Origin of the sequence: Streptococcus vestibularis (assembly GCF_900636445.1) — a bacterium.
GTDB lineage: Bacteria > Bacillota > Bacilli > Lactobacillales > Streptococcaceae > Streptococcus > Streptococcus vestibularis.
Window position 1 is genome coordinate 415,288 of record NZ_LR134275.1, and the last position, 15,917, is coordinate 431,204.

Genomic DNA, 15,917 nt, shown 5'->3' on the forward strand with positions numbered 1-15,917 from the left:
GTTAGCTATATCGAAAAAGAAATGTCGATGTTAAACTTTTACCTAGAAAGGAAACTGTATGACTGTTTATAACATCAATTTAGGAATCGGTTGGGCATCAAGTGGTGTTGAGTATGCTCAGGCCTATCGTTCTAGAATTTTCAAAAATACAGGTATTAAGGCTAAGTTTGTCTTTATGGATATGTTCTTGCAGGACAATCTTTCTGATTTGACCCGTAACATGGGGTTTTCAGATGAAGATATCATCTGGCTTTATAGCTATTTTACAGACCTTAGGATTGCCCCAACGACCTATGCTGTCAAGGATTTGGAAAAGGAAATTCCTTATGACATCACGCGTCGCGAGATTAATGGCAAAGTGGTTAAACTTTTTTGTGCCAAGGAAGATATTTTCTACGCCGCTTATTTGCGTAAAGAGGGTGAAGATATTGTCCATCGTGTGGAAAAAGTATCGCGTGGTTGCCTAATTCGTAAAGACTTTTATTCTTATACTAAGATGTTTACAGAGTACTACACACCGGTAGACAATAAGGCCCACCTCTACCAACGCCGTTTCTTCAATGAAGATGGCAGTATTGCTTATGATGAAATTGTTGATGGCAAGGATAGTGTCTTCCGTTTCCCAGATAAGATTTTGTCTTCTAAGCATGAGTTTATCGCTTACTTTATGTCTCAACTAGGTCTAACTGATCAAGACATTGTCATTTTGGACCGTGCAACTGGTACAGGACAGGCTGTTTTCCGTAATACTAAACCAGCTAAGCTTGGAGTTGTTGTCCATGCAGAGCACTTTAGTGAAAATGCTGTGACAGACAAGAATATTCTTTGGAATAACTTCTATGAGTACCAATTCAGCAATGCAGATAAGGTTGATTTCTTCATCACAGCGACAGAACGTCAACGTAGCATTATGCTAGATCAGTTCAACAAATATACACCATTTAAACCTCATATCGTAACGATTCCTGTGGGAAGTGTGGATAAACTGAGAGAGCCTGAAGGAGAGCGTAAACCATTCTCAATCATCACAGCTTCACGTTTGGCCAATGAAAAGCACGTGGATTGGTTAGCCAAGGCTGTTGTTAAGGCCAAAGAAAGTCTGCCACAAGTGAACTTTGATATCTTTGGTACAGGTGCTGAAGAAGCTAAGCTTAAGGCCATTATTGAGGAGAATCAAGCTCAGGATTATATCCATCTCAAGGGGCACCAAGATTTAACAGAAGTCTACAAGGATTACGAACTTTACCTATCAGGTTCTAAGAGTGAAGGTTTTGGATTGACACTTCTAGAAGCTGTTGGATCAGGCCTTGGTATGATTGGTTTTGATGTTCGTTATGGAAATCAAACTTTTATCAAGGATAATGAAAATGGTTACTTAATCCCTCGATTTGAAAAAGATGACGAGCCTGCTATTGTGGCTGCCTTGGCAGATAAAATTGTAGCTTTCTTCAATCGTTCAGATTTAGATCATGTTCATCAAGTTTCTTACGATATCGCCAAAGGCTTTTTAACAGAGAAAATTGAGCAGAAGTGGCTTAACTTGGTAAAGGAGATGACTAATCATGATTAATTTATTTGAAAACTATAGTCAAGGTAGTTGGGATCTCCATTACTCGCTCATTGTCGCTGGCTATGTGAATACAACAGTTTGTCTTTCAGATGATGGCTTTTTACCTAGTGATGTGACCTCACCTTACCTTTATTTCACAGGTTTTGATAAGGTTCAAGGTTCTGCACTTTACTTTAATCAGGTACCCGTGCCTGATTACTGGGAAATTATAGGAACGAATAGTAACGCGGAAATCTTCCGTTTTGATAAGAAACGTGGTCATATTCATTATGCGCATCCTGCTCACCAACGTCTAGTTAAAGCTGTGGATTGGTATGATGAGTCAGGTCGCTTGCGCGTGACTGATCGCTACAATAACAAGGGTTACCGTTTCTCACAAACAACCTATAATGTTAAGCAAGAAGCGACCATTACGAGCTATTTCACTCCTGACAACAAGGAAGTTATCGTCATCAACCATTTGACTAAAGACGTTATCTTGAATTGGAAAGACAAGGTCTACATTTTCAAAAACAAATCTGAATTTGTAGTCTTCTATCTTAAAGAAGCCGGTTATGATTTGAGTCGTATTCTATACAACTCATTGGCGACACCTTTCTTGACAACTATGAATCTTCCGAATTCTGGTCAAGATGTCCTCTTCTGGCAAGAACCGATTACTGATTCCGTTCCTGGGAATATGCGTCTCCTTCTTGATAGCAATCACCGTCAAACTAAGATTGTCGTGCAAGAATACGCAGCCTACACAAATCTTCTAAGACTGATTAGTCCAGAGCAGGCTTCTCGCGTGGCCTTCCTTGGATTCATGTATCCATTTGCCCGCCAGAACAACTTCCAAAATCAAGCGCTTATCTTGACTAACTCAGATCAGATTGAACATTTGGAAAGCATTGTCAGTGAAGTGCCTACCATGCATTATCATGTTGGGGCAATCACAGAAATGTCAAGTCGCTTGATGGATTTGGCTAAATATAGTAATGTTAGTCTTTACCCTAATATTACGACTGAGCAGGTTAAGCGTCTTTATAAGGAAGCTGATTTCTACTTGGATATTAACCATCAAAATGAAATCTTGTCAGCGACACGTGCTGCCTTTGAAAATAACTTGCTTATCCTGGCTTTCACGAACACAAGCCATGGTCCAGATTATACTGCACCAAGCAATATCTTCTCACCAATGAATGCCGGGCAATTTAAGCAAACCCTTAAAGAAGCCTTGGGCAACCGTGACTTCCTTAGTCACTTGCTTGATCGCCAACGTGAGCACGCTCATGTAGCAACACCAGAAGATTATAAGAAGGTTATTGGTTAGGAAAATGACATTAGAGGTTCGTAACATTTATCCTCTGACAGCAACATTTAAGAAGGTCGCTTCGCTTTATGAAGCGGCTTTTCCTGTGGAGGAGAGATTACCACTTTGGCAATTGTCTTGGAACAGCTTGAAAAGAGGACAATCTTTCTTGGCATATTTTGATGGGAAAGTTTTCATTGGTCTGACCTATACCATTTATACTGACAACTTGGTTTACCTACTCTTTCTTGCGGTTGAGGAAAGTAAACAGTCTCAGGGATACGGCAGTCAAATTTTGGCACAAGTTAAGGAAGAAGCAGGGGGACGACCATGTGTGCTTACGATTGAACCTATGGATGAGGAGCGAGTCTCTAATCGGGGGCAACGTTTAAAACGTTTAGCATTTTATGAACGAAATGGCTATCAGCTATTGAATCATTTCTATTTTGAAGGAACTGAACGTTATCAAATTTTGACAACGGATAGGAGTCTCTCCTTAGATGCTTTGGAGCAGGAACTAGCTAAGACCTTTTTAGGAAAATATGCTATAAGAGTTGAGTAGGCTAATCCTTACTTGGCTAAACTTCACTGAGCAGAATAAGAATAATCAAAATAACTTTTTCTCTTGTCATTAGAGGGAAAAAATGATAGAATTGTAACGTTGACTAAATGCACGTCCTGTGCAACCGCACGACTACTGTTTGCAAGTGGGTTCGTTCCCGCAGTACTAGGCGAGTCTTCACAGAGGGGAACCTCAGACACATTAAAAATTTTAATAGGAGGTGCATCATGAGCACATACGCAATCATCAAAACTGGTGGAAAACAAGTTAAAGTTGAAGTAGGTCAAGCGATCTACGTTGAAAAAATCAACGCTGAAGCTGGATCAGAAGTAACTTTTAACGAAGTTGTTCTTGTCGGTGGTGATAAAACTGTAGTAGGTACTCCAGTTGTTGAGGGAGCTACTGTTGTCGGAACTATCGAAAAACAAGGTAAACAAAAGAAAGTTGTCACTTTCAAATATAAACCTAAAAAAGGTAGCCACCGTAAACAAGGTCACCGTCAACCTTATACAAAAGTTGTTATCAACGCTATCAACGCGTAAGTTAGCGACTAATCACTAAGAAAGGACACAATCTTATGTTGAAAACTCTTGAAAACTTGCAACTTTTCGCCCACAAAAAAGGTGGGGGTTCTACTTCCAATGGTCGTGATTCACAAGCTAAACGTCTTGGTGCTAAAGCAGCTGATGGACAAACTGTATCAGGTGGATCAATCCTTTACCGTCAACGCGGTACACACATCTACCCAGGTGTAAACGTAGGCCGTGGTGGTGACGATACACTCTTCGCTAAAGTTGAAGGTGTTGTACGTTTCGAACGTAAAGGTCGCGACAAAAAACAAGTATCTGTATACCCAGTTGCTAAATAATTAAGCTAAAGTCTGCACTTTTGTGTAGGCTTTTCTTTATGAAAAAGGAGAATTCTATGCCTTTAAATCACTACCAACAAGAAGTGGGACCAAGTCTAGCGGATGCTAGTCCAGGTAAGATGCCAGATGTTGCCCTATTAGAAGGTCGTTATTGTAGCGTTGAACATTTGACAGTGGCAGAGCATTATAAGGATATTTTAGACTTTTATTTTACTAATCAGATTCTCTCTGATTGGACCTATATGTATGCGGAGCCTTTTGAATCTGAAGAAGCTGTACGTCAGTGTTTGGAGGATTATGAGAAATCCCAAAATCCTTATTTCTTTGCCATCAGGGATAAGGCTTCAAGTAAAGTTCTAGGAACCTTCTCACTCATGGCTATTACACCGAAAAATCGCAGTGTTGAGATGGGGCGAGTGATTTTGGCACCTACTTTACAAAAGACTCGAGCAGCTACAGAAGCTCAATACCTACTTATGAAATATGTCTTTGAAGATCTTAACTATCGCCGTTATGAGTGGAAATGTGATAGTCTCAACCGTCCTTCTGCCAATGCTGCCATACGTTTAGGGTTCACCTATGAGGGGCGTTTTCGTAATCATGCTATTTATAAGGGACGTAGTCGAGATACGGACTGGTTCTCGATTATTGATAGTGAGTGGCCAAGACTTAAAGAACGATTTGAGAATTGGTTAGCTCCTGAGAATTTTGATGAACAGGGACAACAGAAACGTTCTCTGAGGGATTGCTAGCTATTAATATAAGGGCTCTTTTCTGGTGAAGGAGCTCTGTTTTAGTAGTCTGAAGGTCAAGTCCAAGTTTTTAGTTTGCTAATGCTTATTATCACTGTCAAAATCAGTTTAAATGCTCATTTTTCTGTCAATAATATTCCCATAATAAAGCATATTTATGCTATAATAAAGAGTAATTTTATCAAGGAGAATAATGACTAATGGATTTAATTCGCGAAAAAGTATTTGTTAACCGTTACCACTATGATGTTCGTAACCATGAGTGGGAAAAAGAGAATGGTGTTCCTAAAACAAATGTTGAAGTAACGTTTCAGTTGCACAATAAAGATAAAGAAGCTATCAATACGTCGGTTGTAGCTGTTTTGCAATTTATGATTGTTCGTGATGAGTTTGTTATCTCAGGGATTGTTTCTCAAATGAACCATATTCAAAACCGTATCGTCAATAAACCAAAAGATTTCTCACAAGAAGAAGCTGAGTCTTTGGCAGCACCGCTATTGGATACACTTCAGCGTTTGACTTATGAAGTGACTGAAATCGCCTTGGATCGTCCAGGAATTAACTTGGAGTTCTAAGATGTCTTTAGCAGTTATTACGGATTCATCGGTTAATCTACCTGCTGAAATTCAGGGTCATGCTGATGTTTATATTTTAGATATTCCGGTTATCATTGAGGAACAGCCTTTTGTTGAAGGAAAGAACTTGGATGTGAATCAGTTTTACGAAAAAATGGCAAACTCTGAGGAACTGCTCAAGACGTCACAACCTAATCTAGCCGACTTGGATAACTTTCTCATGGAGTTGGGGGAGAAAGGGTATACCCATGTCATTGGGCTTTTCCTTTCTTCGGGGATTTCTGGTTTTTGGGCTAATAGTCAGTTTTTGATTGAAGATCATGCCAAGTTGAAGGTTGCTTTTCCTGATACTAAAATCACGGCAGCTCCTATGGGTGCTATGGTTAGAAACGTTTTGCATTGGTCAGAGCAAGGGATGTCATTCGAGAATATTTTGAAGAAGCTCGAGGAGCAAGTAGAGAACACGACGGCTTATATTCTTGTGGATGATCTTAATCACCTTGTTAAGGGTGGCCGCTTGTCGAATGGCTCAGCGATTTTGGGGAATCTTTTGTCTATCAAACCCATTTTACATTTTAATGCTGAAGGCAAAATCGTTGTTTTTGAAAAGGTACGTACAGAGAAGAAAGCTGTGAAACGCTTGGTTGCCCTAGCCGAAGACAATCGTGAAATGGAGCTTAGCATCCTTCATACTAATGCTCCTGAAAAGGCTGAGGCTCTTAAAAGTCAGCTGGAAGCTCAAGGGATTACTGTTTCATCGGTGGTATCCTTATGTGCTGTGATTGCGACGCACTTGGGCGAGGGAGCGCTGGTGCTAGGTCTAACACCTAAATTTACCAAATAAGTACGATACATCTGGAATCAGGCTTGCCTATGAGCAAGATCAATAGAGAGGAAAAATGATATGTCTATTAAAGTTATTGTTGCCGGATTTAAAGGAAGAATGGGTTCAACTGCGGTTGAAATGGTTAAGGGAGATGATGAATTGACCTTGGCTGCCTTGCTTGACCCGTTTGCGGCAGAAAAAGAAGTGGATGGTGTTCCTGTCTTCACGGATAAAGCTGATTTGGTTGGCTTTGATGCAGATGTTTGGGTAGATTTCACCATGCCTGCTGTTGCTTATGAAAATACCCGTTTTGCCTTGGAAAATGGCTTTGCACCGGTTGTAGGAACAACAGGCTTTACTGAAGCACAAATTCAGGAATTGACAGACCTTTCTAAAGACAAGTCTATCGGTGGATTGATTGCTCCTAACTTTGCTATTGGTGCTATCCTTCTTATGAAGTTTGCGGCAGAAGCTAGTAAATATTTCCCAGATCTTGAAATCATTGAGCTTCACCACGATAAAAAGAAAGATGCGCCATCAGGTACAGCAGTGAAAACAGCTGAACTTATTCGTGAGGTTCGCGAAACGAAACGTCAAGGTGCTGAGGATGAGGTGGAAACACTTGCTGGAGCACGTGGCGCTGAGTTTGATGGTTTCCGTATTCACAGTGTGCGTTTGCCAGGTCTTGTGGCTCACCAAGAGGTTATCTTTGGTGCCCAAGGAGAAGGCTTGACCTTGCGTCATGATTCTTATGACCGTATTTCCTTTATGGGTGGGGTTAACCTCGGTATTAAAGAAGTGGTTAAACGTGATCAGCTTGTTTATGGTTTGGAACATTTACTATGAAATTAAGTTATTTGCCTTCTGAGTTTCAGAAGGCTTTACCAATATTAGAGAAGATTAAGGTTGCGGGTTTTGAGGCTTACTTTGTTGGTGGTTCGGTGCGAGATGCCCTTCTCAACCGTCCCATTCACGATGTTGATATTGCTTCGTCTTCTTATCCTGAGGAAACTAAACAGATTTTTGAGCGTACGGTAGACATTGGTATTGAGCATGGGACCGTTTTGGTCTTGGAAAATGGCGGTGAGTATGAGGTGACGACTTTCCGAACAGAGGACGTCTATGTGGATTACCGTCGTCCGTCTAGCGTGTCCTTTGTGCGTTCATTGGAAGAGGATCTTAAGCGTCGTGATTTTACAGTCAATGCTTTTGCTCTTAATGAAAATGCTGAGATTATTGATAAGTTCAATGGTCTTGCTGATTTGGACAACCGTGTCTTAAGGGCTGTTGGTAAGGCTGAGGAACGCTTTAACGAGGATGCTCTTCGTATCATGCGGGGCCTACGTTTTGCAGCGAGTTTAGACTTTGATATCGAAGAGAAGACTTTTCAGGCTATGGCCAGCCATGCTCCTCTTTTGGAAAAGATTTCGATTGAGCGAAGTTTCATCGAGTTCGATAAGTTGCTTTTGGCACCGCATTGGAAGAAAGGGATCAAGGCACTTCTAGCAACTAAGGCTTATCAGTACCTTCCAGATTTTCAAGAAACTGCTGAAGAATGGCAGGATTTTGTGGCAGACTATGTGGAGGGCTTTAGATTTACAAGTTCTGAGCAGGCCTGGGCGGCAACTCTTCTGGCTCTCAAGCACGATAATCCACGCTCTTTTCTTAAAAAATGGAAGACATCTGTTAATTTCCAAAAGACAGTTCAGTCCTTGGTTGACATTTTCAATTTCCGTTTGGAGAGAGCTGTGACTAAGCAAGATGTTTATCAGTATGGTAAGGAACTCTTAGAGGAGGCTGAAACCTTGAGACGGGCTCAGGGCTTGGACGTCGATTATGAGCGTATTGCCGAGTTGGATGGTCAGTTGCTCATCCATGATAAGCACGAAATCGTTGTGAATGGTGGCACACTGATGAAGGAGCTAGGATTCAAACCTGGTCCGGACCTTGGTCGTGCACTTAAGGCTATCGAAAATGCCATCGTTGATGGTCAACTAGCTAATGCCGAGGAAGCCATCATGGCCTTTGTTCAAGCGATGAAATAAGTCTAAAGACGTTATAAAAATGACACACCGCTACAGAGCATGCGTAGAATCCGTAGCGGTGTTATTTGTAAAAAGGAAGTAAGATGTCAGATTTTATTGTTGAAAAATTAACCAAGTCCGTTGGTGATAAGACGGTTTTTAAAGAGATTTCATTCATTATCCATGATCTGGATCGTATCGGGATTATTGGTGTCAATGGGACTGGTAAGACAACTTTGTTAGATGTTGTATCAGAGCGTATTGGTTTTGATGGTGACGTGTCACCTTTTACCAAGGCTAATGGTTATAAGATTGCTTATTTGACTCAGGAGCCTGAATTTGATGATAGCAAGACAGTGCTTGATACGGTCTTGTCATCAGACCTTCGTGAGATGACTTTGATTCGTGAATACGAGACCCTCATGGCGGATTATTCTGAGGATAATCAATCTCGTTTAGAAAAGGTTATGGCTGAGATGGATAGTCTTGATGCTTGGTCCATTGAGAGCGAGGTTAAGACAGTTTTATCTAAGCTAGGTTTGTCAGACCTCTCTCAAAAGGTCGGGGACCTCTCAGGTGGTCTTCGTCGTCGTGTGCAGTTGGCTCAGGTTCTCTTGAATGATGCTGATCTTTTACTTTTGGACGAACCAACCAACCATTTGGATATTGATACCATTGCTTGGTTGACTAATTTTCTCAAGTCTTCCAAAAAAACGGTCCTCTTTATTACCCATGATCGTTATTTCTTGGACAATGTAGCCACACGTATCTTTGAGCTAGACCAGGCTAATCTGATTGAATACCAGGGGAATTATCAAGACTATGTGCGTCTAAAGGCCGAACAAGATGAACGAGATGCAGCAGCTCTTCACAAGAAAAAGCAACTCTATAAGCAGGAGTTAGCATGGATGCGAACGCAACCACAGGCACGTGCAACCAAACAACAAGCTCGTATCAATCGCTTTAAGGATCTTAAAGGTGAGGTTCACCAAACGGTCAATAATGACGATCTTGAAATTAACTTTGAGACCAGCCGTATTGGTAAGAAGGTGGTTAACTTCGGCCATGTCGATTTTGCTTATGAAGATGGCAAGCAAATTCTCAGTGATTTCAATCTTATCATGCAAAATCGCGATCGTATCGGTATTGTTGGGGATAATGGTGTCGGGAAATCGACCTTGCTCAATCTGATTAATGGTGATCTTGTGCCTTCAGCTGGTATTATAGATATTGGTGAGACGGTACGTATTGGTTATTTCTCACAGCAAATTAAGGACATGGATGAGAGTAAGCGTGTCATTAACTACTTGCAAGAAGTTGCAGATGAAGTTAAGACAACGGTTGGAACAACCAGTATCACAGAGCTCTTGGAGCAATTCCTTTTCCCTCGTTCTACTCATGGGACACAGATTGCCAAGCTCTCTGGTGGGGAAAAGAAACGTCTCTATCTACTTAAGATTCTGATTGAAAAGCCTAACGTTCTGCTCTTGGATGAGCCGACAAATGATTTGGACATTGCAACTTTGACGGTTTTGGAAAACTTCCTTAATGGTTTTGGTGGTCCTGTCGTTACCGTAAGTCACGACCGCTATTTTTTGGACAAGGTAGCTAACAAGATTCTAGCCTTTGAAGATGGCGGTGTGCGAGAGTTCTTTGGTAACTACACTGACTACCTTGATGAAAAAGCCTTCTTACAAGAGCAATCAGCCCTCCTCGAGAGGGAAAAAAAGCAAGCTAGCGTTAAAGTTGAGAAAGTCAAAGAAGACAAAAAACGCATGAGTTACTTTGAAAAACAAGAGTGGGCGACTATCGAGGATGAGATTGCCGACCTTGAAGCTAAAATCGAAGAGATTGAAGCAGCCATGCTTGAAAATGCTAGCGATTATGGACAGTTAGCTACCCTTCAACGTGATTTGGAGTCTGCCAACGAAACTTTACTTGAAAAGTATGAACGTTATGAGTATTTGAGTGAGCTAGAAGGATAAGCTCTTTAGTAATCAAAGTATGACAAAAGCCCTGCATATGCAAGGCTTTTTTATATTATTACGTAGTGAGATAACTTTTTTCTACCACAAGCGGAATGAGAATGAGAGGACTGAGACACCCGCAAAGATAATTAAGGAAGCTACCAAGCGCCCAATAAGAAAGGCTGAGAAAAACGGGGCACTAAAAAGTAGGAGACCGAATACCAGACAAATCAAGGCGATTGATAGGGCAGGTTGTCCTGAGAAGCCGAATTGACGTTGGCGATAAGCTTGAAAGCCTTGTGTAAAGGCTGAGACAAGAAGCCACCAAGCGATAATGGTTACAGCTACACCTGAGAGTACCCATGCTGATGTCGATAGCAAAATAATCCCAAAAACAATGGAAATGATACTCTGAAGCAGTTGGAAGAAGGAGCGGTTTTCGTTATCACGTTTGAAATAAACCATGAGACTTGAAACACCAGAAATGAGCATCACTAGAGCAAAAAGCCAACCAACAATGGCAAGAAGGTTTGTAGGATTAGCGAAGAAAAAGACACCCAAGAGAGTAATGAGAATCCCACTAATTAATGTAAAACTTTTCATACGATACCTCTTATTAATTTTTCTTAATACTACTATGTAAGGTAAAAATTGTCAAACAAAGACCCACTTTAGATTGGTGGGATCTGATAAGTGTAGGTAGCAGCCTTTTTAGTTCTGGTAGCTACTTGGCGTCCTGTTTTTTGGAAAAGATGCTTAAAGCGGCGTAAGAAATTTGTGGAGTCCATCTTAAGGTATGTTTCATTAAATGTCCCAAACAGTTGACGGTAGGTGGTCAAGGTACTTTCCTCTGGCATAATGTTGAGGATAGTTGGGTAGTATTCAAGTCTCCCCTTAATACGTTCCATAGCAATCAAAAGGATTTCCCAGTGGTCAAAGGCGAGGTCATCATGTGACAGCGTCTTGTCACCGTCAGTAAGCTGCAACTTGCCATTGACCATAGCGATATCTAACCAATGTGTAGATGCGGCATCATCGGCAGCCTTATCCATTTGAATATCATTAAAAGTCATGAAACAGAGGTACGCTATTGTAATGGTCCACATACGAGGATCTCGATAAGGTGTTCCTACTGTAACGAGTTGCTCGATGTGATCAGTGTTCAGCTGAACTGATGTCTCCTCACGTACTTCGCGACAGACAGCCGTATTGAGGTCTTCTTGCTCCTGAACGAAGCCACCACTAAGAGCATATTTTCCCATGTAGGGATGATTTTTTCGTTTGATAAGCAAGGTTTGGACTCTTCCTTCAAAATATCGGAAGATGACCGAGTCTACAGTTACTGAGGGTTTGGCATACTTATCCACTTCTTCTCTACTGTAGATTTCCAGGAAGTCTTTTTCGATACCAGAGTTTTCGAAGGTTTTAGACATATTTTTAGCCTCCTAGTCTATATTGTTAATTTTGAGTGAAAATGATTTTGCTGAAGCAATCCATTAGATTTCGATATGCAGACGTTCTTTAATTGCCTTCTTGGCGTAATGGTAGTTGTCAGCAAAAAAACTGTCACTATCACTGTTTTCTCCTAAAATAACGATTTTATCCTTGAATGGTGATAGTAGGTTCAAGAGATGCTTGGTAAACCAATCCCGTGTTCGGTTATCAGCCATAGTCATGTCACGAAAACCATCATCTACATAGTTTGATTTTGGCGGTATCACAAAAATCAAATCCCACTTTTCACGAGCTTGGGTTACCTGATAGAGTCGATCTAACATATCGAACTCTTCTTGTGAAATGTTTTCTTTTAAATAGTAGTCGATATATACCTTAGTGACCGTTGAGTTGGTATCTGCAAAAATAAGCCCTGAGTGTTGCCCGTTGTCAATAATCTCAGCTGTCTGGGCATATTGATCGGTTAAGAGGTGAATATAATCATTGGTATCTAACTCGTCATCTCGGACATTATACTTTTCTTGATATTCTCTGGCATATTCAAGTGAGCAAGGGGCGTTGTAAGTGCGAGCCAAATCCTTAACAAGGGTTGTTTTTCCTCCACTGGCAGATCCGACAACTAGGATCTTACGAGTAAAGTGGCGACGGAAAGGTTTGGTGATAAACCGCCAATTTTCCATAGGATTATCGCGAATCTCAGTAGCAGAGATATTGATAATAGAACGTTCGATGAGCTCTACCTGAGCTTGAGGGTAGTAGCGATTGAGCTCGATCACGTACTCTGGCTCTCCAACATAGAAGGTAATCTTTTCAGAACTATCCGTATTCTTAGTGATAAGCTCTTTGACGCGGCTAACCCATAGCACCCAACCTTCTGGATAGGGAGGCATATCAGCTTCGTCCAGTTTATCCACAACGACTAGTTCATCATTGTAGAAAACTTCACGGACATAACGAAAGCGTCGGTTGAGCGACAGGCCTGTGCGTGTCCCACGATCTTTTTGTGTGTTGCCGCCACTTACGATGACAAGGACGTTGTCGTTAGCGCGTTTTGCCTTTGTGATGAGGTCGACATGTCCTACATGCATTGGTGCAAAGGTTCCAAAAACAATACCAATACTCTTTCCTGATAAATGTTTTCTTTTCATAGGCTTATCCTTTTTTAATATAGTAAATTTACTATATTAATGGTAACATAGTTTCGAGGTAATGTAAATAGATGAAATAGTAAAATAACTAAATTGTTTTTTCAAATAAATTCAGCTTCAAGTCTTTAAATAAGGAGAAAATTTTTGAAAGAACACCCCAAAAAGGTAATGCGCTTACATTGCTGACGTGATAGGTTTTTACAAAAGAGGAAGAATTACCCATGTAATAAAATATAACATGCAAATCGAAAAAATGACAAAAAACACTTGACAAGAAGATTCTGAAAATTTATACTATTCATGTAATTAAATTACTAAGGTAATTATTTGAAAGGAAACATTGATATGACAACAGGTAAAGAGTACGTTGCTAGCGTTTTTGAAAAAGTGAAAGCTCAAAATGGCCATGAGGCTGAGTTCCTTCAAGCAGTTGAAGAAGTTTTCGATTCACTTGTTCCTGTCTTCGATAAATATCCTAAATATATTGAAGAAAACCTTTTGGAACGTTTGGTTGAACCAGAACGTATCGTTTCATTCCGTGTGCCATGGGTTGACGATAAAGGACAAGTACAAGTAAACCGTGGTTTCCGTGTACAATTCTCATCAGCTATTGGTCCTTACAAAGGTGGTCTTCGTTTCCACCCATCTGTAAACCAATCAATCATCAAATTCCTTGGTTTCGAACAAATCTTTAAAAACTCATTGACTGGTCAACCAATCGGTGGTGGTAAAGGTGGATCAAACTTCGATCCTAAAGGTAAATCAGATAACGAAATCATGCGTTTCTGCCAAAGCTTCATGACTGAATTGAGCAAACACATTGGTGCAGATACAGACGTACCTGCAGGTGATATCGGTGTTGGTGGACGTGAAATTGGTTACCTCTACGGCCAATACAAACGCCTTCGTAACGAGTACACAGGTGTTCTTACAGGTAAAGGTTTGAACTGGGGTGGTTCACTTGCTCGTACAGAAGCAACTGGTTACGGTGCTGTTTACTTTGCAGAACAAATGCTTAATGCACGTGGTGAAAACTTTAACGGTAAAACAGCAGTTGTTTCTGGTGCTGGTAACGTTGCCATCTACGCTATCGAAAAATTGCAAAGCCTTGGTGCCAAAGCGGTAACATGTTCTGACTCATCTGGTTTTGTTTATGATCCAGATGGAATCGACGTTGACTTGTTGAAAGAAATCAAAGAAGTTAAACGTGAACGTATCGTTAAATATGCAGAAGCTCGTCCAAATGCAACCTTCACCCCTGCTGGTGGTGAAAAGACAGTTTGGTCAGTTAAAGCTGACTTGGCATTCCCATGTGCAACTCAAAATGAATTGGATGAAACAGATGCAGAAACACTTGTAGCAAATGGTGTATTGGCTGTTTCAGAAGGTGCTAACATGCCTTCAACTTTGGGAGCTATTGATGTCTTCCTTAAAGCTGGTGTATCATTTGGTCCTGCCAAAGCTGCTAACGCTGGTGGTGTTGCTGTATCAGCTCTTGAAATGGCGCAAAATAGTGGACGTACATCATGGACATTCGAAGAAGTTGATGCTAAACTCTACGATATCATGAAAGGTATCTACGAAAATGCTGCAGCAGCTGCTAAAGAATTTGGTCATGAAGGTAACCTTGTTGTAGGTGCCAACATTGCTGGATTCCTTAAAGTTGCAGATGCTATGTCAGCACAAGGTATCGTTTAATTGATAGACTATTACCGATAGCCTCTCAATAAAATAAGAAAAGAAGCCTGCGGGTTTCTTTTTTTGTCTGTTTTACTAGATGGTAGGCCTTTTGATATAATAGGTCAAGGTGATTAATATGAAAAGGGAGTAAATAGATGATAAAAACAATCGTAAAGGATGTCTTTTTCCTTGGACAAAAATCGACAGAAGCGACTAAAGAAGACCTCTATTTGGCTAAAGATTTACGTGATACACTGGAGTTTCATAAGGATGCCTGTGTGGGTATGGCTGCCAATATGATTGGAGTTAAAAAGCGTGTTATTATCGTTAATATCGGTTTTGTCAATTTGGTTATGTTTAATCCTGTCTTGGTAAGCAAGTCGTCACTTTTTCAAACGGAGGAGTCTTGTTTGTCTTTAGAAGGAAGTCGTCCAACTAGACGTTATGAGTCGATTGAGGTTGCTTATTTAGATGAACAATGGATGCTTAAACAGTTAAATTTTTCTGGAATGCCAGCCCAAATTATTCAACATGAATTGGATCATTTGGAGGGGATTATTATTTAGATAGCCTATCCCAAGCGGTCTAGGCTATTGAGTTCAAAGCCTTAAAAATCAAAGTTGCGGGAGTGAGAGTGGGAAGCAATTTTCTTTCTCGCTCTTTTTTTAGTTCTCATAAGAACTTTTCTCTTGACAATAGTTCTTATGGGAACTAAAATAGTTTCTATGAGAATTATTCAAGGAGGAACTTGAGATGCATGGGAAAGATCCTTTTAGTGAATTCAGAGAATTCATCAATACTATGGAATCTCGCGTGCAAGAGTTGGGTAAAGCGTATGGTGTTGAGCATTTAGCTGGCCCGCAAGGATTTGCTGTCAGGTACTTGTTTGAGAATCAAGATAAAGAAATATTTATCAAAGATATTGAGAAAAGACTATCTATTTCCAAGTCAGTGGCTAGTAATTTGGTCAAACGTATGGAGAAAAATGGTTTTGTTGAATTGGTGACATCTGACAAGGACAAACGCTACAAGTATGTTCATCTGACAGACTTGGGTGAAAAGAAGGCCCAAGATGTCGGATATTTCCGAGAGGCTATCCATGAACAGTTGTTAGATGGTATTTCGAAAGAAGATGCTGAAACAGCTTTTCGAGTCTTTCACCAAATTCGTATGAATTTAGAAAAAAATAAGGAGTAACT

General features: G+C 40.6%; 17 protein-coding genes and 1 other annotated feature. Of the genes, 14 read left to right on the forward strand and 3 right to left on the reverse strand.

All coding sequences use genetic code 11. The features are described from left to right. Positions 1 to 58: 58 nt before the first annotated feature. The 11 genes from gtfA to EL076_RS02330 all read left to right on the forward strand — a co-directional run bounded on the left by gtfA (position 59) and on the right by EL076_RS02330 (position 10,453). On the forward strand, positions 59 to 1,570 hold the full coding sequence (gene gtfA / locus EL076_RS02280; RefSeq protein WP_003095578.1) for an accessory Sec system glycosyltransferase GtfA: 1,512 nt from the start codon (positions 59 to 61) through the stop codon (positions 1,568 to 1,570). Beyond that, positions 1,563 to 2,882, forward strand: coding sequence for an accessory Sec system glycosylation chaperone GtfB (gene gtfB, locus EL076_RS02285; RefSeq protein WP_003095567.1), 1,320 nt, complete (start codon positions 1,563 to 1,565; stop codon positions 2,880 to 2,882). Before gtfA ends, gtfB begins: the two co-directional genes overlap by 8 nt. A gap of 4 nt (positions 2,883 to 2,886) precedes the next feature. Continuing rightward, on the forward strand, positions 2,887 to 3,423 hold the full coding sequence (locus tag EL076_RS02290; protein WP_003095544.1) for a GNAT family N-acetyltransferase: 537 nt from the start codon (positions 2,887 to 2,889) through the stop codon (positions 3,421 to 3,423). Positions 3,424 to 3,535: 112 nt separating this feature from the next. Continuing rightward, positions 3,536 to 3,610, forward strand: a sequence feature (ribosomal protein L21 leader region). 40 nt (positions 3,611 to 3,650) lie between these two features. Continuing rightward, complete coding sequence (gene rplU, locus EL076_RS02295; protein ID WP_002885597.1) at positions 3,651 to 3,965, forward strand: 50S ribosomal protein L21; 315 nt, start codon at positions 3,651 to 3,653, stop codon at positions 3,963 to 3,965. Positions 3,966 to 4,000: 35 nt separating this feature from the next. After that, positions 4,001 to 4,291 (forward strand): 50S ribosomal protein L27, encoded by a 291-nt coding sequence (gene rpmA / locus EL076_RS02300; RefSeq protein ID WP_002885483.1) that lies wholly within the window; start codon positions 4,001 to 4,003, stop codon positions 4,289 to 4,291. A gap of 56 nt (positions 4,292 to 4,347) precedes the next feature. Continuing rightward, positions 4,348 to 5,043, forward strand: a complete 696-nt coding sequence (locus EL076_RS02305; protein ID WP_003095639.1) for a GNAT family N-acetyltransferase — start codon at positions 4,348 to 4,350, stop codon at positions 5,041 to 5,043. A 200-nt stretch (positions 5,044 to 5,243) separates the two neighbouring features. After that, positions 5,244 to 5,618 carry a DUF1149 family protein gene (locus EL076_RS02310; RefSeq protein ID WP_126429087.1) on the forward strand — a complete coding sequence of 125 codons (375 nt, stop codon included), beginning with the start codon at positions 5,244 to 5,246 and terminating at the stop codon, positions 5,616 to 5,618. Between the two features lies 1 nt (position 5,619). After that, entirely contained in the window at positions 5,620 to 6,462 is an 843-nt protein-coding gene (locus EL076_RS02315; protein ID WP_003095643.1) for a DegV family protein, read from the forward strand. A gap of 60 nt (positions 6,463 to 6,522) precedes the next feature. Next, entirely contained in the window at positions 6,523 to 7,290 is a 768-nt protein-coding gene (dapB, locus tag EL076_RS02320; RefSeq protein WP_003095522.1) for a 4-hydroxy-tetrahydrodipicolinate reductase, read from the forward strand. Further along, positions 7,287 to 8,489 (forward strand): CCA tRNA nucleotidyltransferase, encoded by a 1,203-nt coding sequence (locus EL076_RS02325; protein ID WP_003095394.1) that lies wholly within the window; start codon positions 7,287 to 7,289, stop codon positions 8,487 to 8,489. The genes dapB and EL076_RS02325 overlap by 4 nt, the downstream gene beginning before the upstream one ends. 83 nt (positions 8,490 to 8,572) lie before the next feature. Next, entirely contained in the window at positions 8,573 to 10,453 is a 1,881-nt protein-coding gene (locus tag EL076_RS02330) for an ABC-F family ATP-binding cassette domain-containing protein (RefSeq protein WP_126429089.1), read from the forward strand. An 81-nt stretch (positions 10,454 to 10,534) separates the two neighbouring features. Here the strand turns inward: EL076_RS02330 and EL076_RS02335 are convergent, their stop codons facing one another. The 3 genes from EL076_RS02335 to EL076_RS02345 all read right to left on the reverse strand — a co-directional run bounded on the left by EL076_RS02335 (position 10,535) and on the right by EL076_RS02345 (position 13,038). Then, complete coding sequence (locus tag EL076_RS02335) at positions 10,535 to 11,038, reverse strand: HdeD family acid-resistance protein (protein ID WP_003095580.1); 504 nt, start codon at positions 11,036 to 11,038, stop codon at positions 10,535 to 10,537. A 68-nt stretch (positions 11,039 to 11,106) separates the two neighbouring features. Continuing rightward, the gene (locus EL076_RS02340) at positions 11,107 to 11,868 is read right to left on the reverse strand and encodes an NUDIX domain-containing protein (protein WP_003095637.1); all 762 of its coding nucleotides are present in this window, start codon (positions 11,866 to 11,868) and stop codon (positions 11,107 to 11,109) included. 63 nt (positions 11,869 to 11,931) lie between these two features. Next, positions 11,932 to 13,038 carry an AAA family ATPase gene (locus EL076_RS02345; RefSeq protein WP_003095574.1) on the reverse strand — a complete coding sequence of 369 codons (1,107 nt, stop codon included), beginning with the start codon at positions 13,036 to 13,038 and terminating at the stop codon, positions 11,932 to 11,934. 345 nt (positions 13,039 to 13,383) lie between these two features. On the opposite strand from EL076_RS02345, the gene gdhA reads away from it, so the two are divergent. The 3 genes from gdhA to EL076_RS02360 all read left to right on the forward strand — a co-directional run bounded on the left by gdhA (position 13,384) and on the right by EL076_RS02360 (position 15,915). Then, on the forward strand, positions 13,384 to 14,736 hold the full coding sequence (gene gdhA / locus EL076_RS02350; protein ID WP_003095495.1) for an NADP-specific glutamate dehydrogenase: 1,353 nt from the start codon (positions 13,384 to 13,386) through the stop codon (positions 14,734 to 14,736). 137 nt (positions 14,737 to 14,873) lie between these two features. Next, the gene (locus tag EL076_RS02355) at positions 14,874 to 15,284 is read left to right on the forward strand and encodes a peptide deformylase (protein ID WP_003095646.1); all 411 of its coding nucleotides are present in this window, start codon (positions 14,874 to 14,876) and stop codon (positions 15,282 to 15,284) included. Between the two features lie 187 nt (positions 15,285 to 15,471). Continuing rightward, on the forward strand, positions 15,472 to 15,915 hold the full coding sequence (locus EL076_RS02360) for a MarR family winged helix-turn-helix transcriptional regulator (RefSeq protein WP_003095436.1): 444 nt from the start codon (positions 15,472 to 15,474) through the stop codon (positions 15,913 to 15,915). The last annotated feature ends 2 nt before the right edge of the window (positions 15,916 to 15,917 follow it).